At 37.1% G+C, this 20,678-nt stretch carries 18 protein-coding genes, 1 CRISPR repeat array and 1 riboswitch (1 of these 20 only partly in view); of the genes, 5 read left to right on the top strand and 13 right to left on the bottom strand.

The window, feature by feature from the left end; genetic code table 11:
• A CRISPR array of direct repeats spans positions 1 to 1,441; the repeat unit is 32 nt; unit sequence ATTTCAATCCACGCACCCACATGGGGTGCGAC; it reaches 119 nt to the left of the window's first position.
• A 160-nt stretch (positions 1,442 to 1,601) separates the two neighbouring features.
• The 9 genes from cas2 to ABDZ63_RS01485 form a co-directional block, all read right to left on the bottom strand.
• A complete protein-coding gene (cas2, locus tag ABDZ63_RS01525) occupies positions 1,602 to 1,892 on the bottom strand; it encodes a CRISPR-associated endonuclease Cas2 (RefSeq protein WP_343781315.1) in 291 nt (96 codons plus the stop codon).
• A gap of 13 nt (positions 1,893 to 1,905) precedes the next feature.
• Positions 1,906 to 2,937: a type I-C CRISPR-associated endonuclease Cas1c gene (gene cas1c / locus ABDZ63_RS01520; protein WP_343781314.1), complete on the bottom strand. Its 1,032-nt coding sequence runs from the start codon at positions 2,935 to 2,937 to the stop codon at positions 1,906 to 1,908.
• The gene (cas4, locus tag ABDZ63_RS01515) at positions 2,934 to 3,593 is read right to left on the bottom strand and encodes a CRISPR-associated protein Cas4 (RefSeq protein WP_343781312.1); all 660 of its coding nucleotides are present in this window, start codon (positions 3,591 to 3,593) and stop codon (positions 2,934 to 2,936) included. The genes cas1c and cas4 overlap by 4 nt, the downstream gene beginning before the upstream one ends.
• The gene (gene cas7c, locus ABDZ63_RS01510; protein WP_343781311.1) at positions 3,580 to 4,425 is read right to left on the bottom strand and encodes a type I-C CRISPR-associated protein Cas7/Csd2; all 846 of its coding nucleotides are present in this window, start codon (positions 4,423 to 4,425) and stop codon (positions 3,580 to 3,582) included. The genes cas4 and cas7c overlap by 14 nt, the downstream gene beginning before the upstream one ends.
• A gap of 12 nt (positions 4,426 to 4,437) precedes the next feature.
• Positions 4,438 to 6,342: a type I-C CRISPR-associated protein Cas8c/Csd1 gene (gene cas8c / locus ABDZ63_RS01505; RefSeq protein ID WP_343781310.1), complete on the bottom strand. Its 1,905-nt coding sequence runs from the start codon at positions 6,340 to 6,342 to the stop codon at positions 4,438 to 4,440.
• A 2-nt stretch (positions 6,343 to 6,344) separates the two neighbouring features.
• Positions 6,345 to 7,070, bottom strand: coding sequence for a type I-C CRISPR-associated protein Cas5c (gene cas5c / locus ABDZ63_RS01500; protein WP_343781309.1), 726 nt, complete (start codon positions 7,068 to 7,070; stop codon positions 6,345 to 6,347).
• 20 nt (positions 7,071 to 7,090) lie between these two features.
• Entirely contained in the window at positions 7,091 to 9,487 is a 2,397-nt protein-coding gene (gene cas3, locus ABDZ63_RS01495; RefSeq protein ID WP_343781308.1) for a CRISPR-associated helicase Cas3', read from the bottom strand.
• A 254-nt stretch (positions 9,488 to 9,741) separates the two neighbouring features.
• The gene (locus ABDZ63_RS01490) at positions 9,742 to 12,141 is read right to left on the bottom strand and encodes a heavy metal translocating P-type ATPase (RefSeq protein ID WP_343781307.1); all 2,400 of its coding nucleotides are present in this window, start codon (positions 12,139 to 12,141) and stop codon (positions 9,742 to 9,744) included.
• Positions 12,142 to 12,156: 15 nt separating this feature from the next.
• On the bottom strand, positions 12,157 to 12,456 hold the full coding sequence (locus tag ABDZ63_RS01485; RefSeq protein WP_343781465.1) for a metal-sensitive transcriptional regulator: 300 nt from the start codon (positions 12,454 to 12,456) through the stop codon (positions 12,157 to 12,159).
• Between the two features lie 239 nt (positions 12,457 to 12,695).
• On the opposite strand from ABDZ63_RS01485, the gene ABDZ63_RS01480 reads away from it, so the two are divergent.
• A complete protein-coding gene (locus ABDZ63_RS01480; RefSeq protein ID WP_343781306.1) occupies positions 12,696 to 13,262 on the top strand; it encodes a hypothetical protein in 567 nt (188 codons plus the stop codon).
• Positions 13,263 to 13,278: 16 nt separating this feature from the next.
• On the opposite strand, the gene ABDZ63_RS01475 is transcribed toward ABDZ63_RS01480, so the two are convergent.
• The 4 genes from ABDZ63_RS01475 to ABDZ63_RS01460 all read right to left on the bottom strand — a co-directional run bounded on the left by ABDZ63_RS01475 (position 13,279) and on the right by ABDZ63_RS01460 (position 16,637).
• Entirely contained in the window at positions 13,279 to 13,926 is a 648-nt protein-coding gene (locus ABDZ63_RS01475) for a permease prefix domain 1-containing protein (RefSeq protein WP_343781305.1), read from the bottom strand.
• On the bottom strand, positions 13,916 to 14,266 hold the full coding sequence (locus tag ABDZ63_RS01470) for a PadR family transcriptional regulator (RefSeq protein WP_343781303.1): 351 nt from the start codon (positions 14,264 to 14,266) through the stop codon (positions 13,916 to 13,918). The genes ABDZ63_RS01475 and ABDZ63_RS01470 overlap by 11 nt, the downstream gene beginning before the upstream one ends.
• A gap of 214 nt (positions 14,267 to 14,480) precedes the next feature.
• Complete coding sequence (locus ABDZ63_RS01465; RefSeq protein ID WP_343781302.1) at positions 14,481 to 15,977, bottom strand: aldehyde dehydrogenase family protein; 1,497 nt, start codon at positions 15,975 to 15,977, stop codon at positions 14,481 to 14,483.
• Between the two features lie 15 nt (positions 15,978 to 15,992).
• Positions 15,993 to 16,637 carry an HD domain-containing protein gene (locus ABDZ63_RS01460; protein WP_343781301.1) on the bottom strand — a complete coding sequence of 215 codons (645 nt, stop codon included), beginning with the start codon at positions 16,635 to 16,637 and terminating at the stop codon, positions 15,993 to 15,995.
• Positions 16,638 to 16,717: 80 nt separating this feature from the next.
• Positions 16,718 to 16,822, top strand: a riboswitch (TPP riboswitch).
• Positions 16,823 to 16,959: 137 nt separating this feature from the next.
• On the opposite strand from ABDZ63_RS01460, the gene ABDZ63_RS01455 reads away from it, so the two are divergent.
• From ABDZ63_RS01455 to ABDZ63_RS01440, 4 genes are read left to right on the top strand one after another with little or no spacing between them, the layout of a single operon-like run.
• Entirely contained in the window at positions 16,960 to 17,547 is a 588-nt protein-coding gene (locus tag ABDZ63_RS01455) for a YkoF family thiamine/hydroxymethylpyrimidine-binding protein (protein ID WP_343781300.1), read from the top strand.
• Between the two features lie 14 nt (positions 17,548 to 17,561).
• The gene (locus ABDZ63_RS01450; RefSeq protein ID WP_343781299.1) at positions 17,562 to 18,170 is read left to right on the top strand and encodes an ECF transporter S component; all 609 of its coding nucleotides are present in this window, start codon (positions 17,562 to 17,564) and stop codon (positions 18,168 to 18,170) included.
• Positions 18,157 to 19,737, top strand: a complete 1,581-nt coding sequence (locus ABDZ63_RS01445) for an ABC transporter ATP-binding protein (RefSeq protein WP_343781464.1) — start codon at positions 18,157 to 18,159, stop codon at positions 19,735 to 19,737. Before ABDZ63_RS01450 ends, ABDZ63_RS01445 begins: the two co-directional genes overlap by 14 nt.
• Positions 19,721 to 20,503, top strand: a complete 783-nt coding sequence (locus ABDZ63_RS01440) for an energy-coupling factor transporter transmembrane component T family protein (RefSeq protein ID WP_343781297.1) — start codon at positions 19,721 to 19,723, stop codon at positions 20,501 to 20,503. Before ABDZ63_RS01445 ends, ABDZ63_RS01440 begins: the two co-directional genes overlap by 17 nt.
• The last annotated feature ends 175 nt before the right edge of the window (positions 20,504 to 20,678 follow it).

The following is a 20,678-nucleotide window of genomic DNA, read 5'->3' as shown; positions in this document are numbered from 1 at the left end:
AGGAGTGATAGTAAATATTTCAATCCACGCACCCACATGGGGTGCGACCCAATGAGCCTACTCCTGCTGATGAACAAAAGCAATTTCAATCCACGCACCCACATGGGGTGCGACGTTTCCTTCACCCTCATCAGACTCAAATAAATAAATTTCAATCCACGCACCCACATGGGGTGCGACCCTTGCAGTTAGTTCTAAACGGTCATTTTCTATATTTCAATCCACGCACCCACATGGGGTGCGACTGATGCCATTTGACGTAAATTTAAACCCATATTATTTCAATCCACGCACCCACATGGGGTGCGACAATGATCAAATTAAAGCTATTACTTTATTAAACATTTCAATCCACGCACCCACATGGGGTGCGACTACCCCCTTTGGATTGTGTCTGTACGCACAAACTATTTCAATCCACGCACCCACATGGGGTGCGACAGTTGCGGAGGGTTCAATTCTTAGGTGGTTATAAATTTCAATCCACGCACCCACATGGGGTGCGACGTGAGGTTAACTTTCTTTTCAGCTTCATCATACGCTTATTTCAATCCACGCACCCACATGGGGTGCGACAAAACGATATTGTTTACGATTCATTTTCTTATTCAATTTCAATCCACGCACCCACATGGGGTGCGACATGAAGGACACCAAAAAGTCTACTACCTCAACAAAATTTCAATCCACGCACCCACATGGGGTGCGACTTGATAGAGCGTTAAGCGATATAAATTTAATTTTATTTCAATCCACGCACCCACATGGGGTGCGACGGCGGTTTTGAGTTAAAACATTATGGTGCTGATGTATTTCAATCCACGCACCCACATGGGGTGCGACGCATTTGAGTAGCGTCATCATAAAAGTCGGTTATCATTTCAATCCACGCACCCACATGGGGTGCGACGTATTGCACACTTAAAGACGTACGGTTCAGTTGATATTTCAATCCACGCACCCACATGGGGTGCGACAATGGCGAGGTTGGTGTTGAGGTCACGTTATTACATATTTCAATCCACGCACCCACATGGGGTGCGACCGTACACAAGACGCTATGCACTATCAGCCGTTATATTTCAATCCACGCACCCACATGGGGTGCGACCCTACCTATCTTTAATCGAACGTGGCGAAAGACATTTCAATCCACGCACCCACATGGGGTGCGACATTATTCACACCACATATTATAGCCGTAAGTAAAATTTCAATCCACGCACCCACATGGGGTGCGACATTCAAAAGAGGATTATAGTATTTTACAAAAGATATTTCAATCCACGCACCCACATGGGGTGCGACGAAGCAATCGACATATACGACAAAAGTATTAACTGATTTCAATCCACGCACCCACATGGGGTGCGACGTACATGTATGATGCCAATATTCTAACCGTTTTGATTTCAATCCACGCACCCACATGGGGTGCGACGGCGATTTTTGGGTAAAAAGAACTGTACATATCTAATTTTTCTAACCAAAAACACCATTTACCTCATGCCATTATGTAACAAAATGACATAAAGTACATTTAATAGGTTATTTCAAGGTGCGAATCCTACCTAAAAAACATGTTCAATATTTATTCGCACTCACATAAATAATGTATCTTCTAAATCAACTGAATCTTTAGTCCCAATATGAACAACTTTTGACTTATAGTTTTCTCCCAAGTTATAAAATCTCAAACTATCTTCTTCCTCATTAATAATATCAGTCAGTTTATACTTTAGCTGCTTTAGTTCTGTAGAATTAACAATACATTCGAACACAGAGTTTTGGACCCTCAATCCATAGTCCTGACAAACCTTAGCTACCCTTCTCAAACGTTTAATACCCGCTGGATCTATGGTGCTTACATCATACGTAATAACTACCAACATTCCTATTTAACACCTACTTCCATAAAAAAGGTGGATACTCTTCTATATCACCTCTAATATAACGAGCCAACAACATAGCTTGAGCATGTGGTACTAACCCCCAACTAATACTTTCTCCAAGATAAGGGTGCTTTATCTTTTCCTGCTTTCGATCTTGCCAAGCCTTAAGAAATTTCTTCCTTCCTTCATCTGTAAAGATTACTGCGTTGTTTTCCTTAATTGTAAAATCCTTCTTACTTATAATTTTCTTATTAATTAAAGAAATTACAAACCGATCAGCATATACACCTCTTAACTCTTCCATTAAATCTAAAGATAGCGATGCGCGGCCTGGTCTATCCCTATGAAGAAAACCAACATAGGCATCTAAACCAACACCTTCTAGTGCTGATGCTGTATCATTGGCAAGAAGCGTATATGCAAATGATAGCATAGCATTTACTTTATCTAAAGGTGGCCTTCTATTTCTGCCTTTGAAGAAAAAGTCTTCCTTCTGTTGTAAAATCATATTGTCGAACACTTTATTATATAAAATAGCTCCTTGGCCTTCATAACCCCTTAATAGATCCAAGTCTTTTGTTTCACGTATTTCCAAAATTAGTTCAGATAACTTTTTAGATATACCTTTTAAATTAGAAACATCAACCCTCAATGGATAATCCCTAGTCATTCTCTCTAAAATCCATTTATTATTGTACAGCTTCCCAATAATAAAATTTCTTGCAACTAATACACTTTGTGTTTCATCATCTGACTTTCTATACTGTTCTTTTCTAAGAACCACATTACCTCTACTTTCCCCTATTACTCTAGCTAGAAAACGACCATTCTTCGTTAAGAATACAAGAGAAATATCTTTTTGCGCACAAGCACTCATTAACGCAGGGCTCGCACCGCTGTAACCGAATGTAAATACTGATTCCAAGTTATGAAGAGGAACCCGTCCAATTTGTTTCTTTTCTTGTTTTACAACAATATTCTCCCCATTTAAACTTAAATACACATCTGGACTGGTCACAAAAAGAGTATTCAATAATTTCTTCATTCATTTATTTTCCTTTCAATATAACTACTAGGAGACTGTCGGTTGAGTAGTTCAGGTAAACATATATTTTGTAATGAACAGCTTTCACAAAAAGAACCTGTCTTTACTTTAGGTGTATGTTTTTTATTGAAGTACAAGTGCATTTCTTCAAACATTTTCTTAACATGTAATTTATCATTTTCAGTTATAGGTACTTCCACTCGTTTTCTAATTTCATTGTAATATATATAACCAACTCTAACCTCAACCAACAACATTTCCTCTATACACATAGCTTGAGCAACCAGCTGTAATATATCTGATTTATCCTTTTTGGGCTTCCCTCGTTTATACTCGATAGGTATAGGTTTATATGTTTTGCTTGATCCCTGAATAGGTACTCCATTTTCATCCTCTTGAAATTCAACAACATCACATACTCCAGTTACTCGTAATTCATTTGACTTTACAGGTAAAGCTCGTACTAGTAATTTATCGTTTCTCTTTTCACGAACGAATGGTTGGTCTGCTTTTTTATGAACTCGTTGACCTTCAACTGTTCTAACATTCTCACTCCATTGTTGTTCAACATGGATTAATGCCCACTGCCTTTTACAAAACAAAAAGTGTTGAATTCCAGATAACAACAGGAAGTTTTCTTCATTATTGTCCTTCATAAACGCTAGGCTCTAGCCCTTCAAGTCCCTTTAGCTTAATATCGAAATCTTCTATGGACTTTGGTTCATCAATTTTAGGATTAATCTCCAATGAACGGTGTACTTTAGCCGATGAATATTGACCCATCTTTGAATTATGTTCCCACCAATAAACTTTGTTAATTTCCATACTTCCATCTGGTCTAGCAGAGGAGGCATCATTTTCAAATAAAGTAATTAATGTTGTTTTTATTTTTTCGGCATCATCTTTTGAAAAGCCAGTCTTCTCAGCTAATTGGGTGTTAATACTGCCATAAAAAACATAAACGCCAAAATCAACTCGATGTTTCATCCCCATTGTGTCAGAACCCTTTTTATCTGAAGTTGTTGAGTTTACACTTTTTGTAATTTGTACACTAGAAATATCAATTGGATTTATACTTACTGCTGGATGTATAGATACTGGGCCTCTTACACCAACAGATAGAACATCACCTTTAAATGCAAATACTTGTCCAAAACTTCTAACATCTAACCAAGTTTTACTAGCGATGTCCATAAATAAGTCCTTATTTTTATCCTTATCAGCCTGTTTTAGTTCTGAAACAGCATCAGCTCTTTCTTTTAGACTTTTAAACCCATCATGAGCTCTATCATCTGATTGCACAAAAATGGATTCTCCCATATCTTGTAATCTATTTCTTACTTTTCTTTTTAAAGCAACATCAGAAACTTCACCATAACCATCATAATTTTGTCTTGGTCTGTTTCCATTTAATGGATCACCATTAGGGTTGGCGTTGCTTACAGTAAAAATTACAGCAAAATCAATTTTATGGTTTAGATTTGTCATTTTACATTCCTCCTAATCGTTCTTATTAGATTTTTGTCTTTCTTCTTTACTTTTATATAGTTCATGTCGTTGACTATAAAAGCCTAATAAATATAAACCACTTAACTTTTTGTTATTAAAGTCAGAGACATCAATTTGAGATGCGACTTCATCTATCAATCGACTATAATATACGCCGTTACTTCCTAGTCTCGCCTGATAAGGTTGTAGATTTGCCTGTATAATACCCCAAGTTCTCGCAGGGTGTTGTGCAAAAGTATTCATATAACGCAAGGCATTTGAAGCACGATCATCTTCACTAGAAAGAGCCCTTCTTTCTAGGACATCTGCAATTGCTAATAATCTACCAAACAAGTAATCTCGGTTTGTGTTATTTGGATCTAGCGACACATTATATTCCCCCTTCTGATCTAAGTGCTTTTTAGTAATTGCACAAGTAATACTCAATACTTTTCGCCATTCCCATTGATCCATTGAGATTGGATTTGATGCTCTATGATACAAATTTCTATAGAGATCTATTGGAATTCTTTGCCCGTCTATTACACACGGAAGTAGTCTTTCCACAGTGTCTTTAATCACTTTCTTATTGGCATTACGTCCATAAGCTGCCTCAGCAATATCTCGACTTGATGGAGCGCCGTCAAAATTTTTCCCCTTTTTATACTTGTGCAACCATGTACATGTATGATGCCAATATTCTAACCGTTTTAAATACTCTTCTTGTGTTAAGTTACGATAATAAAGCACTGAAAGCCGCCCTTTAGAAAAGGCTTCTAATATTATCACATTCACCTTAGCTTGATATTGTAAGTTACTTTTATAACCGGCTAATGCCTTGTTAACCTCGTTTGCAAATATTTCATGTGTTTTGTTCTGATTCTCTTCAACTTGAACACCTTTATTGTACTCAAAACCTATCTCTTCAAATAATGATACGATATCATCTTGTGGGAATGGAACAGTTGGTTGGTCATCCCCCCAAACTAAAAACACTCGTCCATCTATTTGTTTACCTTGCTTATTAATTAGCCACTTCAAAGCATTATGTGCCTTTTGTGACACATCATAGCTAATATTAGCTACGTCTTCACCCTTTTCGAACCTACCTCTGTAAGTGTATCCAGATGAATCATTGGCTGAAATTAACTTGGCATTTGCGGCATTTGGATGAATGCCGCTTGAGTGTTTGCTTGCTTTAGGAATAAGATTACCGGAAACGTAACAAATATCATTACTCGATAGTTTTGTTTTATAAAAGTTAATATAAGAGTTATAGATATCTAGATCATTCCAAACCCTTGCCGTTAATTTCATAGGCTGATGTACATCAAAGCGAACAAACACTTTATCTTGAGTTTCATTTAAAACCTTAAATATCTCTGGTTTATCTCCATATTTATCAGCCGTATTCTTATCCCATTTATATATTAATTTTCCATACTCATCTAAATGCAAAACTGAATACTGAACTAAATCTTGTATTAATCTGCCTTGTTTCAAGTATCTATAAATTGCTTTAATATAATTATGTGAGTAGTCAGAGTCAGCCCATTCTTTCAAATTATTGATATAGAGCTGATGTGGTAAATCTTTTGCACTGACTTTACCACCAAATTTATCAAAATCCCCTGCTGTATACATAAGTTTATCATGCAATGGATGCGGTACTGGTTTACTAGTCCGGCTGAAGGATTCCTCAGAGCATGGGACAACTGTTGTTGAATTTTCTTTATCAATCACTTTTGCAGAATAAAAGTTACCTTCAAGATCAACAACAACTTCTACTTGAGCATTTTGCGTAGTATGCCCAATTGGTAGTAGTGTATATTCGCTACCATTCTTTCGTAATTCAACTTTACCAACCTGATCTAAGTTATTCTCATATGTTTGATACAAATCATTTAACCAGCCCAATATTACTTACCCTCCTTCCCCGAAAACACTTCATTATACAAATCATCAACTGGCTCAATACTGTCCCCACTGAAAGGTTTAGCTGATAAACTCTTAATTGACCTTACAATTTCACAATCATCGGGTCTTATGAAAGTTATATAGCCATTTCTCATTACAGGTTGCCATAATCGCGCTTCTAGTTGGTCACTTCCAGTTTCATCGGGATAATTCAGCCCATGTACCATAGTGCCAAGGTGAATTTCTCCATACTGATCATAGTATCCTTCTCCAGTACCGAATTCACATTCTTCTACATAAGCTTGGCATTCCCTTGCCCCGAGGAATATATCCCGTCTACCACCGACTTTTACACTCCGTTTGGCGATATTATGATGCTTGTGTTCATTACGGTCAAAAGCTAAATCTGGTCTATTTTTATTAAAGATAAAGTGAGCCTTTACTTGGTATTTAACATCTTTTAAATACGTATAATTGGCTAGATCGTTTTCATTTTTTTGATACTTAATGGGTCTGATACCCTTAGACTCCATCTTAATCGGTTTCATAATTCTAACTTCATCAATAATCCACATTATAGTAGGTTTCCAGTAAATTGATTCAACAACTCCTTTTAAAGCTTGGTACGTTGGAACCTGATAAGATAGCTTTTCTCCCCCCATTTTTGTAACTGGATCAGTAAAAAGTGCATAACTACCAAAGACTTCAAATTCTATTTGATTCCTCAAAATCTCACCTCGCAAATTTTTCAAATGAAAGACGTGTCCATTTGTCCTTCTCCCTCAACCATTAATCCAAAAAATTGGTCATAAGCATTCTCTCTTAAGACTAATACTTTCCCATTAAATAGTGGGATTAAATTATTGTCTTTACTAAGCCCATCAAGTTCATGTTGATAAACATTAATTAAGTATGGTTGTAGTTGCTTAAATAATGTCGACATTTGTTTAATACTTAAATCTTCATTCAAATCAGCTATTAATTCCTTACCTGCTCCATATGGTACTAATACAGATGTTGAGTGATCATCTATTACATTGAAATATTTCCCCACAGTATCATAGCTAGTAGCTAAATTCAGAGGGAATTTTTTGTTATGATAATTCTCATAATGTATTTTGTATTTAGCATTCGTTGTGATTAAATTATATAAACTATCACTTAAATCAGGAATGTGGTAATCTAGTTCTAAATTCATTTTTGTGAAGTACTCTTCAAAGTAAAAAGCCATCACTTCAGATGAAAGTAACTTTTCTGACCCGATATCTTTTAGAATTTTTTGGGTGATTTCCGCTCCGACCTTAATAGCCTTTAATTTGTTTAAGACTTCCTCACGATGATTAATAATATATACATTCTTGCAGTCGTAATCACCGTGGCGATTACACCTTCCAGCTGCTTGAGCGATCGAATCGAGACCAGCAAGAGAGCGTATAACCGAGTTAAAGCTTATATCAACCCCCGCTTCAATTAATTGTGTACTTAAACAAATAACCTTTTCTCCCTGCTCAAGAGCTTTTCTAACAGCTCCTAATGTTTCTTGTCGATGTTTTGCACACATTGATGTACTCAAGTGAAAGACATATGCATCTGTATCTTTCTCTTTTAACGTTTGATATAAATCTCTTACCACAGTTTTAGTATTTAGAATTACTAATACATTGTTTTCTCTATTCAGAGTATCTCGTACAAAAGAAGCTAGCGTTTCAGTATCCCAACCATTAGGTGTCGTTTTATCCTTTATTTCTACTCGCTTAAAATTCTGATTCACTTCATCTAGGTCTTGAACTATTTCACCATCAATTGTTTGAATGTTGTGTTTAACTTTATCTAGCGCTGGTTGAGTAGCTGTACACAATAATATACTCGAATTAGCAATGTACTTTAGAAAGTTTAAAGATTCATTAAATAGGGATACACAATGGATAGGTAGCGCTTGTACTTCATCAAATATGATAACAGCATTTGATAAGTTATGAAGCCTTCTGATATTACGGGTACCACTTGAGTAAAAAGTATTTAAATATTGAACCATTGTTGTAAAAATAATAGGTGAATCCCAATTGTCTTTAGCTAATGTTACTGACTTATTCTTCACATAATTATCTGGCTGTTCTTTGTTATGAGTGATTCTATCATCCTGAATAATATTTGAGTGATGTTCAAGTATATTTATATCGTCTTCTAATATCTCTCTAACTTCCTGAGCATTTTGTTCTATAATTGTTGTAAAGGGAACAACATAAATAATTCTATCTTTCTTATACTTTATTGCATGTTTTAAAGCATATCTTAAAGAGGCTAAAGTTTTTCCCCCACCTGTTGGAATTGATAAAGTATAAATGCCTGATGGTTTATATGCGTGCTCCTCACATTGACTAGACATTTCCGACCTTAAAGCATTAATTCGGTTAACTTGACCATTTTTTTGCAAAACTTCTATATGTTGAATTAATTTTTTATAATATTGTTCAAATAATTCGTTGTTGTTTTGATGTAAGTTTAACTTAACATTATCTTCAAAACTCATTGTGTCTAAACGGTCAGCATCAATTAAACAACTAAATAAAATCATAGTTAAGAATGTTAGGGCTTTCAAAGGGTGTATTGTATTGTTCTCCTTTAAAAGTTTGATTAACTCTTTTTCTGCTACATCCAACTTCCCTTCTATTTCCTCTAAACGTTTGGTCGATTCTTCAAAAAATTCTTGTACTTCTGCGTAATTATCTAACTGTTTGTCTATTACTCTCCTTAAAACATCTGATGATGCATTAGGTGTTAGAAAATCTCTTAACCCAGAATGGTGAGAAAGTATAATATTAACCAACATCTCTACAATAATTCTTTTTGTAGGAGACTGATCTTCTTTATAGAATTTTTCATACAACCACTTACCTCCAGCCGTTGAATGGTCCACGCTCCCCCTTTTTGGTGGATTTTCTGGATTATCGACTACTTCAATAATATACTCCTTAAATTCATTTGAGTATTTACCCATGTCATGTAATAATCCAGCAATTGCAGCTAGGTGACTTAAATTTAGTTTTTTACCAAATTGTGATGAAATTTGAGCAACATTGTCCAAATGCTCATCAACACTTTGTACTTGTTTATCAGAATTTCTAATATGAGCGATAAAATCCACATTAAACACCTGACTTTTCGCTTAGTTATTTAATCTTATTTACATAAATAATATATCACAAAATTCTAAAGATTTCCACTATATGGTACCAATACATTACTTTTGAGGCATCATTGTTATGATTCAACGGACAAATTGTTTATTTCAATAAACATTCACCTTCTATCTAATAATAATTACGTATGGTAAACTAAAAGGCTGCCGATGAATATCGACAGCCTTAATAATAAACTCTTATAATCAAACCTTTACACCTAAACACTCTGCCTTTTCAACCTCAATGCATTAGTCAATACCGACACTGAACTAAAAGCCATAGCCGCACCAGCTACCCAAGGTGCTAATAAGCCTAGTGCTGCAACTGGTATGCTTGCTGAGTTGTAGAAAAATGCCCAGAATAAGTTTTGACGAATGTTACGCATTGTCTTCTTACTTAATTTAATCGCTTTTGGAATGTTAGTTAAGTCGCCACCAACTAGTGTGACATCAGCCGCTTCAATCGCAACATCTGTCCCTGTTCCGATCGCCATTCCGATATCTGCAATGGCTAATGCAGGGGCATCGTTAATACCATCACCGACCATCGCGACTTTTTTACCTTCTTTTTGAAGCTTCTCTACTTGGTCAGCTTTGTGCTGTGGTAGTACTTCTGCAATTACATTCTCCTCTGGTATACCTACTTCTCGTGCTACTGCCTTAGCCGTTCTTGTATTGTCTCCTGTCATCATGTAGACATCAATTGCGTCTTTTTGGAGGTGATCAATTGCTTCTTTGGATGTTGATTTGACTGTATCTGCAATGGCAATGACAAAACGTAACTGCCCGTCAATGGCTGCTAATACAGCTGTCTTCCCTTCTTCTTCAAACTGCCTCAAGTCATTCTCCGCTCCAGATACATCAATGCTTTGCTCTGTTAATAACTTGCGTGTTCCGACTAAAACATTAGATTCTTCAATTGACGCTTGAACACCATGACCTGTAATGGCTTCAAATGATGCTGGTTGATCGACTTCAATCCCTTGTTCTGTAGCATAGGCGACAACGGCTTCAGCAAGCGGATGTTCTGAGCGTTTTTCTGCTGCTGCTATATAAGCAAAGTCTTTACCATCACCAGAAATCGTTTTAACATCTGTAACACGAGGACGCCCTTCTGTAATCGTCCCTGTTTTATCTAACAATACAGCTTCAATACCTTGTGTCCCCTCTAGGTATTCTCCACCTTTAAATAAAATACCATTCTCAGCACCGCGACCCGTACCAACCATAATCGAAGTTGGTGTTGCAAGGCCTAAAGCACACGGACAAGCGATAACTAATACAGCAACTGAAGCAGTTAAAGCTGTTGCCCAAACTCCTGGGTTAACTATAAAGAACCAAGTCACAAACGTAATAATCGCAATAACAACAACAATTGGCACGAATTTATTGGTAATTTTATCTACCATTCGTTGTATTGGCGCTTTTGATCCTTGTGCATCTTCAACAATTTTAATGATCCCAGCTAATGCCGTGTCTTTACCTACCTTTTCAGCAACCAATGTGATGGTACCGTTTTTATTAATGGTTGAGCCGATGACGGTATCTTCTTGCTGCTTATCAACTGGAATAGCTTCACCAGTAATCATCGACTCATCAATGGATGTTGCTCCTTCAATAACTTGACCGTCGACAGGAATCTTCTCTCCGGGACGAACTACAATATAGTCACCGACTTGAACTTGTTCTAATGGTAATTTCACTTCTTCTCCGTCTCTTAGTACTGTAGCTTCTTTTGCCTGTAAATTGAGTAATTGTTTAATCGCAATCGTTGTACGACCTTTGGCGATTGCTTCTAAATATTTACCTAATACGACTAGTGTAATAATAATCGCACTTGCTTCATAATACAATTCAGCATGATGCACAGTACCAACTTGCCATAAAATTGACTGAACAAAACTATACATAAACGCTGCCGTTGTACCTAATGCGACTAGAACATCCATATTAGCACTTTTATTAACGAGTGAACGATAAGCTCCTTTATAAAATTGAGCACCAATGTAAAATTGAACGACAGCTGCTAAAACAAATTGTGTCCAAGGGTATTCAATCCAAGCAGGTGCTGATAAATTAGTCTCAAATGGCATATGGCTAAGCATCGTTAAAAGTAACGGTACAGAAAAAATCGCTGCTATTATAAATTTGCGCTTCTGGTTACGAATCTCTTTTTCCTTTGAAGATTCTTTCTCTTCTTGGTCTTGTTTTAATAAGGCTTCAAACCCAAGCTTTTTAACTTTCTCCTGAATCTCTTCTATAGATACCATCCCCGGGGTATATGCAATCGTTCCAGATTCAGTCGTTAAATTAATATTCGCTTCATTTATACCATCCATTCGTGATAAACCTTTTTCGATCCGTGTTGAACACGCAGCACACGTCATACCACGAATATCTAATTCTACTTTTTCCTCTTTCACGCCGTAGCCTAGTTTGTCAATTTTTCCAATAACATCATCTACTGACACTTGATCCTCATCATATTTAACATCCGCTCGTTCCATTGATAGATTAACGTTCGCTTCAACACCATCCATTTTGTTCAGTACTTTCTCTATTCGTGTAGAGCAGGCGGCACATGTCATTCCTTCAACATTAAGTCTTGATTCTTTCATCACTCACCCACCTTTCTATGATTTCGTAAACTGTTGTACGACTTTCATCAGTTCATCCATATATTCTTCCCCATCACCTTGCTTAGCCGCTTGGTGTACGCACATACGCGCATGGCGTTCCATCATCGAGTATCCTACTTTATTTAATGCAGCACTTACTGCTGATATTTGAACCAATACATCCACACAATAGCGATCTTCTTCGATCATTTTTTGTAAACCACGTACTTGACCTTCAATTCGTTTTAAACGGTTAAGCATTTGTTCCTTTTCATTATTGGTACGCGGAACAACTGGTGCTTCATCTTGAACCATTTTCGAATCTTGATTTTCATTTCCTGTCAATATCTACACCTCCTAAAGAGTTTCTAATTTTACTATACCCCCCTATAGTATATTTGTCAATAAATAAACTAACCTCTATATTGGAGTCAAATTAATCTTCTCTGAAATCAGGATACTACATACCCCTACCAAGTATAAAAAGTGGCACAAAACAATCATACTTGTTTAGCTTTTTCATAAAATTATTAAAGAGAAGGGGGACTAGCCTGATGACTGGTTTAATTTATTCGATCACTGTAGTAAGCCTGAACCTACTAATCTTATTTTTTGTTATGCATTATAATAAGTCTAAAGCGTTAAGCATGGAAATGATGGTACTGGTTATGGCATCTAGTATGACATTCGGTTTTGTTTATGGCTTTTTATTCGGAATAGTACTTGAACATAACTTATTATTAAGTACATTAGTGAGTTGTGGGGTAGCTGCGATCACTGGGGTATTAATGGGGGTATTTTCTGATGGAGTCGCACAAATTGAAGCGACCTTTACAGGAATTATGTCCGCTATGATGGGAGCCATGTTAGTCGTGATGTTACCCCTAAAAGAAGGATTATTTATTTTACTAATTGGATTATTACTCTTAACTGGGACTACATTTTTCATAGCAACTGCTCTCATTAAAAAGAACAACCCACACCTGACTTCAAGGCGCGAGTTGTTACTATTAGGCATAGCCTGTGCTACGATGATGATCATCTTTTTCACTTATCCTTCTGGTCAAGAGCCTGTTCATGAAGAACTAGACAATCACCATGAACACGCTTCAAACATTTAGTTAATAAGCTCTAATTTCACTCTTTTCGGCGGCGAACTTTAGTCGTTAATAATAATGCTAACAACAAGCCAAATCCAATAACAAAAAATATAGTGAAGGATGAGACTGCAATAAACATTTCACCTGTTGCTAGACCTGAAGTTAACGACACGAATATGGCAAATAATATGACCCCAACTGCAACAGCATAAAGGCCTGCGCGAATTCGTTCCATCGCATATAACCTAGCAGATTCTCTTGTTAATAGTCCATACGTAAGAATAGTACCTCCTATTACGACAAAGATACCTGTCCCTGGTATAGCAACAGCTTCAACTTCCATAAACGCTAGGCTTAATGACATAAGCAACCCAAATAAGATCAAAACAGTTCCGACAACCAAAGCTCCAGCTGCAATCCGATTTGTCATGGATGAGTACACTTGCTGTTTCGCTTGATCTTTTCCGTGTTCGCGCATATCTTCTACTAATCCACTCAAATCCCCCATTGATGCTTGCGCTTCTTGAAGCGCTTCTTCATCAGTCATACCTTCTGATTTATAATCAGTAATTCTTTCATGCATGTTGGTTACTAATTCTTGCTTTAAGTCAAACAATTGCTGACTTTCTCCGACATCTTTAAATAAATCATCAACATATTTATTAACTTGTCGATTAAGACTCATACTCATTTCCTCCCTTAATCATTTGTTCTAATACCTTTTTCGCAAATTCCCATTCTTTCTTACTTTCTTCGTAGCGAGCTACCCCTTCTTCTGTAATACGATAATATTTCCTTCGTCCACCTTGCGTTTCATCACCCCAATACGATTCAATGAAGCCCTCTTTTTGTAAGCGACGAAAAGCTGTGTATAGCGTTGCTTCTTTCAGTTCATATTGGTTGTCACTGAGCTCAATGATCTTCTTATAAATTTCATAACCATAACTATCACCTTGGCGAAGGATATTAAGAATAATGGTGGATGTGTGACCACGTATCAAATCAGTTGAAATATTACTAGCCATATCTTTTCACCTCTTTAAGTATATCTTATAACACATTACTGTGTCTGTCAAAGTAATATGTTATAAAAAATAACCACTCAAATTTAAAAGAGGTCAACATCGATCGATCTTTATGATAAATGGTCGAAATTCAATTTAAATGAGCTAAACTCAAAATAAATGAGCGAACGCCTAATTATATGGGCGTTCGCTCATTTACCATCAAAAAGAGAATTTAAAACTTATAATTTAAACTAATCATTTTCCGGTTCACCATTTCTTGAATGGCATACTTAACACCTTCATAACCATACCCAGAGTTTTTCCTACCTCCATACGGCATATGATCAAATCGTAAAGTCGGTAGGTCATTAATTAGCACTTGTCCGACATTTAACTCATGACCAAATTGCAGCGCTTGTTTCATATTATTGGTAAAAACACCTGCGTTCAAGCCATATTGACTATGATTAATTGAATTAATTGCTTCTTCACTATTTCTTACTGTATTAATAATTACGACAGGTCCGAATGCTTCTTCTTTGTAAATTTTCGCTTCACGCGGTACATCTTTTAGAATGGTTGGTTCTAACCCACCTTCAACTTGCAAAGAACCGGCTACGACTGATGCTCCTAATTGTTTCGCTTCTTCAATCCACTCTAAAAGTCGCTCTTGTGATGGTTCATCTATTAAATTCGACAAGTCTGTTGTTTCATCTAACGGATCACCATAGACTAGCTTTTCTGTCTCTTGTTTAAATAAATCAATAAATTCATCAATAATTTGTTCGTGAACATAAATGCGTTGGGTACTAATACAAACTTGACCATTATAAGAAAAGGAACCTGTTACAGCTTGTTTCGCAATGTCATCTACGCGAGTCTTTTGGCTTTGATCAATGTAGAGCGCTGAGTTATTCCCTAATTCTAACGTCACTTTTTTAAGCCCTGCTTGCGATTTAATCTCACGTCCTACCTCTGGACTTCCTGTAAAGGTCACCTTTTTAATTGCTTTACTATTAAGTAATACCTCACCTAATCTCGGTCCATCACCTGTCACAACAAGGTAAGCATCTTCAGGTAAACCGGCTTCTACTAATGCTTCACGTAGTAAGATTGCTGAGAGCGGCGTTTTTTCAGCGGGTTTGACGATGATTGCATTACCAGCAGCAATAGCTGGACCAACTTTATGAACTACTAAATTAAGTGGGAAGTTAAATGGTGTAATCGCACCAATTACGCCAATAGGTTCAAAAATTGTATAGGCATCTCTTCCTGCCCCATTTGGTGCTGCATCTAATGGAATTGATTCACCTTCAAGTTTACGAGCCTCAATCGCTGAAAATTTTAATGTTTGAACGGTTCGGTCGACTTCACCCAACGCATACTTCATCGGTTTACCTGCTTCTTTAGCCACTGTCTCAGCAAAAATACGTTTGTGACCCGATACAATTTGACTCACTTTATCTAAGATCTCTGAACGCTCAAATGCTGTCATGTACCGCACCTTTTCAAATCCATCTTCTGCTCTACTAATTGCTTGTTCCATTTGTTCTCCACGACATTCGGGAATTCTTATAATTTCCTCTTTGGTATGTGGGTTCATTAAAGCATAAGTTTCAGCCGCTTCTTCACTCAACTTTTCTATATATCCGTTATAGTTTAACATGATTCGATCACACCCTCTCTCGTATTGTTCTCTACTTTTAGTATTCCACACATTTAATGTCATTTAACTTTAGACTATTCAATTCTTCCCTTCCCATTCCCCATAAAACTGTTCTAAAAATTGATTCATAAATTGGTGACGCTGTTGTGCAATACGATAACCCTCTGATGTATTCATTAACGATTTTAGGTTAAGTAATTTTTCATAAAAGTGATTAATCGCTGTTCCTTGTTTACTCCGGTAGCGCTCTTGTGTCATGTTCAGTTCCGCTTCTTCTTCTGGATTATGGATTAAATTCCCTTTAGAGCCGGCAAAAGCAAAACACCTTGCAATGCCAATAGCCCCAATCGCATCTAACCGATCAGCATCTTGAACGACTTTCGCTTCTTTAGTTGCTAATGATTGTTGGCCATGTTTATAAGAAATCGTCTGAATGATCGTTAAAATCTGCTGTTGTTCATGCTCTGTGACGGGTTGTTCACTCAACCAGTCTTGAATTTCACTTAGACCTTTAGCCTCATCCATTACAACCTTCTCATCGGCTAAATCATGAAGTAAAGCAGCCATCGTACAGACGAACAGATCAGCACATTCAATCCGAGCAATTCTCCTCGTCATTTCAACAACACGAGAGATATGCCACCAATCATGTCCAGTCCCTTCTCGTTCTAATTTCTCTTTAACAAACTGTTTCGTTATATTGATTATAAAATCTCGGTCCATAAAACTTACCTTTCTTTTTTGGTTTACAAACGTTAATAGATTTATTATGCTATAAGTATAACAAAACTGCATACGTGAGTTACAAGCACTAGGGGAGCTACAGCGATGTGGCTGAGAAGGTGTAGGCCTGACCCTTATGACCCGATCTAGATAATACTAGCGTGGGGAAGTGTGGTGAAGCTATATGTCTAAATTCATGATTAACACAAGCTGAACTGCATTCCCCTAAGGATGCAGTTTTTTTATTGTTGGAAAAGGGAATGGTTCAGTCCATGACCTAAAAATTACAATTATTATTAATACTTTTAAGGAGGAGATTTTCATGACAAATCAATGTGGAACAAGTAGAATCGCGGGGTGTCAATTTACACTTTACCCAATGAGCGATCAGTTTGTCGATATTATTTTATCATCATTAGATGAAGTCGATAGCTCAAAAGTGTGGAAAGAAACAGATGACGTCACAACATGTGTCCGCGGAAAGATGGTACACGTTTTTGATGTGACAAAAGCGATTTTCCTTCATGCAGCTAAAACGGGTGAACATGTTGCGATGAGTGGTACGTTTTCAATCGGTTGTCCTGGTGATAACGAGGCGGACGTTTATATGGCAGAGACAGATGAACCTATGAATCTAGAAAAATCTCAAACCATTAACCAACAAGCAGGCTGTAAATTTTCATTATATCCATTAGGGCACGAAGACTATATGGATAAAATCTATCAACAAATCGACTTATCAAAAGCACGCGGTGTTAGAGTCAGTGCATCACACTATATGACGCGATTAGATGGTGATGTTAAGGATATCTTTAACGCTATTGAAGAAGCGTTTGAAAGTGTTCAAGAAGAAGTATCACACACGACTATGACGTTCACAATCTCAGCGAACAGTCCGTCAAATAAATAATTTGGAGGTTAACGATGACTAATAAATGGCACCTTAAAGAAATCGTTTTATTATCCATTTTAGGTGTAGTGTTTGCCGTAATCTACCTTCTAGCCTTTGGTATTGGTGAAGGCTTAGTTAGTATTTTAACACCGTTTGGATTAGGACCACTTGGTTATGAGTTTATTTTTGGAATCTGGTTTATCGTTTCAATTATTGCTGCCTATATTATTAGAAAACCTGGCGCTGCTTTCACTTCAGAATTGATTGCTGGTATAGTGCAGGTCTTAATTGGTAGCCCAGCAGGACCCATGTTAATCATTAGTGCAGCTATTCAAGGTTTCGGAGCTGAATTCGCATTCGCTGTAACGAAATGGCGTGACTACCGCTTACGTGTTTTAGTAGCTGCTGGTGTATCCGCGGCTGTATTCAGCTTCATGTGGCACTTCTATACTTCCGGTTTCTTCACGCTTGCTATGTGGTTAGTCGTTACGATCTTAGTCGTACGTATGATAAGCGGTGCCCTATTAGCCGGCTTATTAGGCAAGTGGATTAGCGATCAATTAGCTAAAACAGGGGTACTTCGTGGTTATGCTTTAGGAAAGGAGCTGCAAACGAAACGTGGAAAAAATGACGCAGCTTAAACCACTGATCGAAGTGAGCGGGTTCTCGTTTGATTATGAACAATTAGATGAACCGTTAATCTCAGAAGTTAGCTTCACTCTGAACGAAGGTGAAACGACGCTATTAATGGGGCCAAGTGGGTCTGGTAAATCAAGCATTTCACTTTGTTTAAACGGATTATACCCTGATGCAGTAGAAGGTGCTTCATCAGGGGACATCTTCTTTAAGGGTCAAAACATTAAGCAATTTGACAAAGGTCAGCTTAATCAACACATCGGAATTGTTTTCCAAGACCCTGAAAGCCAATTTTGTATGATTACGGTGGAAAATGAACTAGCTTTCACATTAGAGAACATCCAAACACCACGAGAGGAAATAGAAACTAAAATTGATCAAATATTAGAATCTGTCGAAATGCTAGATTACAAATACAGCAATATACATGAACTTTCAGGTGGGCAGAAACAAAAAATTGCTCTAGCATCTGTCTTGTTGTTAGAGCCAGAACTATTAATATTAGATGAACCCACCGCTAATTTAGACCCTGTTTCAAGTCTTGAGTTCATAGAATTAATCAAAACGATTAATGAAACTACCAACAAAACTGTACTCATTATTGAACACCAAGCGGATGACTGGCTATCCTTTACTGACCGCGTACTCGTCCTTAATATCAACGGACAGCTAATAGCTAATGAAGAGGCGGAAACGCTTTTTAATAGACAAAAACAGTTACTAGAAAATGAAGGGGTATTTATTCCAAAAGCATATCAAGATGAAATCACTCACCCTTCTTCTAAAGTGAACCATTCTTCTACCGAGCTTTGCTTAACCATTAATAACCTTACTTTCAAGAGAAAAAAACAAACGATATTAACTAACCTTAATATGCAATTAAATAAGGGTGAGATGGTAGCGATTGTTGGGGAAAATGGTGCGGGTAAATCGACTTTACTACAATTAATGGCGGGTATTTTAAAGCCGAAGTGTGGCGATATTACCTTTTTAAACGAGTCACTAACAAAATGGAAAGAACAGGAGCTAAGACAACATATGGGGTTTGTTTTTCAAAATCCTGAACACCAATTTATTACTGATACAGTTTATGATGAGGTTTCGTTTGGGATGAGGCTCAATGATTATGATGAAAAGGCGATTAAAGAACGAACAGATAACTTATTAAGTCATTTTCAATTAAGCAATCATAAATGGAATAACCCTTTTTCATTAAGTGGTGGCCAAAAAAGACGGCTAAGTGTTGCGACAATGTTGGATGAAACACCTGATTTACTTTTATTTGATGAACCAACTTTTGGTCAAGATGCGAAGACAACAAACGAACTGATGAATATCGTTAAAGACCTTCAATCAAGAGGAACAACAATCGTTTTTGTGACACATGATATGGATTTAGTTGATTTATATTGTGATCAAGTCTATGTCATCAATAACCACAAGCTTGCTTTTGATGGCCAACCACACAAACTGTGGGAACAAACGGAGCTAATCAAAGATGCAAGGCTACGACTACCTGTTCGTCTTGATCGCGTACAAAAGGTGGGTGAAACTTATGATCTCGTCCATTAACCCAACTGTTAAAGCTGGCACTGTCCTCATCCCGGGTGTCTTGCTTGGATTAATGTTTGATATATTCACTCCATTAGTTTATTTAATCTTTATTATCTTAGTGACATTTATTTTTACAGATATATCACTTAAACGTTACCTACTGATCTTCACTCCATTTGTCATATTTGTGCTATCTTTCGCTTGGGCAAGAATGCTTTATACAAGTGAAACTTTCCAAGGGGGATCCGTTTTATTTGAATTCTGGCACTTTGAAGTCACCACTGGTGCAGTACAAGTAGCTATCAGCCTTGCATTAAGATCGTTATGTTTTATCGCTTTATCCTTACTTTTCATATTAACAACAGATTCAACCAAATTTATGCTTAGCTTAATGCAACAGTTAAAAGTCTCACCCAAGATCACCTATGGCGTACTAGCAGGATACCGATTCCTACCTACTTTCAAGCATGAACTTGAAATCTTACGTCAAGCCCATAGAATCCGTGGTGTAGGGCGCGCAAAAGGGATTAAAGGACGCATTCAACAATTCCGCCGTTACTCAATCCCACTCTTAGCAAACGCAATCCGTAAAGCTGAACGCGTTGCTAATGCGATGGAGTCAAAAGGCTTTACAGGCGATCGAAACAGAACACATTATCATGAAATGAAAGTTCGTAAACGGGATTGGGTGTTTTTCGGTAGTATGGTCGGCACTTTTTTCTTAGTTGTGTTTATGTCTTACTACTTGGGCTATCTAAACATTTTCGGAAGAGATATCAATTAAAAGAGCTGAGGGCATTGGATGAATGACGAAGGGTTGATAGCTTGTGTGACAGGTTAACAGTTATTCATGCCGAATCAAAATGCGAATATTGCTGATCGATGAATATTTTTGTCCTTCCGCTAAAAGCTTAAATCGTCGTGATCGCTACGCTTAAGCCACCACATCATGTGGAAGT

The organism is Alkalibacillus silvisoli, assembly GCF_039521975.1.
Lineage (GTDB): Bacteria > Bacillota > Bacilli > Bacillales > Alkalibacillaceae > Alkalibacillus > Alkalibacillus silvisoli.
Note: the sequence above shows the minus strand (reverse complement) of the source record. Positions and strands in the feature narration are given on the sequence as shown.

Excerpts from the sequence above, each read along its gene's own strand:
- ABDZ63_RS01455 (WP_343781300.1), top strand. The coding sequence starts at position 16,960 with ATGACAAATCAATGTGGAACAAGTAGAATCGCGGGGTGTCAATTTACA.
- ABDZ63_RS01490 (WP_343781307.1), bottom strand. The coding sequence starts at position 12,141 with ATGAAAGAATCAAGACTTAATGTTGAAGGAATGACATGTGCCGCCTGC.
- ABDZ63_RS01450 (WP_343781299.1), top strand. The coding sequence starts at position 17,562 with ATGACTAATAAATGGCACCTTAAAGAAATCGTTTTATTATCCATTTTA.
- cas1c (WP_343781314.1), bottom strand. The coding sequence starts at position 2,937 with ATGAAGAAATTATTGAATACTCTTTTTGTGACCAGTCCAGATGTGTAT.
- ABDZ63_RS01470 (WP_343781303.1), bottom strand. The coding sequence starts at position 14,266 with ATGGCTAGTAATATTTCAACTGATTTGATACGTGGTCACACATCCACC.
- ABDZ63_RS01460 (WP_343781301.1), bottom strand. The coding sequence starts at position 16,637 with ATGGACCGAGATTTTATAATCAATATAACGAAACAGTTTGTTAAAGAG.
- cas4 (WP_343781312.1), bottom strand. The coding sequence starts at position 3,593 with ATGAAGGACAATAATGAAGAAAACTTCCTGTTGTTATCTGGAATTCAA.
- cas2 (WP_343781315.1), bottom strand. The coding sequence starts at position 1,892 with ATGTTGGTAGTTATTACGTATGATGTAAGCACCATAGATCCAGCGGGT.
- ABDZ63_RS01465 (WP_343781302.1), bottom strand. The coding sequence starts at position 15,977 with ATGACATTAAATGTGTGGAATACTAAAAGTAGAGAACAATACGAGAGA.
- ABDZ63_RS01475 (WP_343781305.1), bottom strand. The coding sequence starts at position 13,926 with ATGAGTCTTAATCGACAAGTTAATAAATATGTTGATGATTTATTTAAA.
- ABDZ63_RS01485 (WP_343781465.1), bottom strand. The coding sequence starts at position 12,456 with ATGGTTCAAGATGAAGCACCAGTTGTTCCGCGTACCAATAATGAAAAG.
- ABDZ63_RS01440 (WP_343781297.1), top strand. The coding sequence starts at position 19,721 with ATGATCTCGTCCATTAACCCAACTGTTAAAGCTGGCACTGTCCTCATC.
- cas7c (WP_343781311.1), bottom strand. The coding sequence starts at position 4,425 with ATGACAAATCTAAACCATAAAATTGATTTTGCTGTAATTTTTACTGTA.
- ABDZ63_RS01445 (WP_343781464.1), top strand. The coding sequence starts at position 18,157 with ATGACGCAGCTTAAACCACTGATCGAAGTGAGCGGGTTCTCGTTTGAT.
- ABDZ63_RS01480 (WP_343781306.1), top strand. The coding sequence starts at position 12,696 with ATGACTGGTTTAATTTATTCGATCACTGTAGTAAGCCTGAACCTACTA.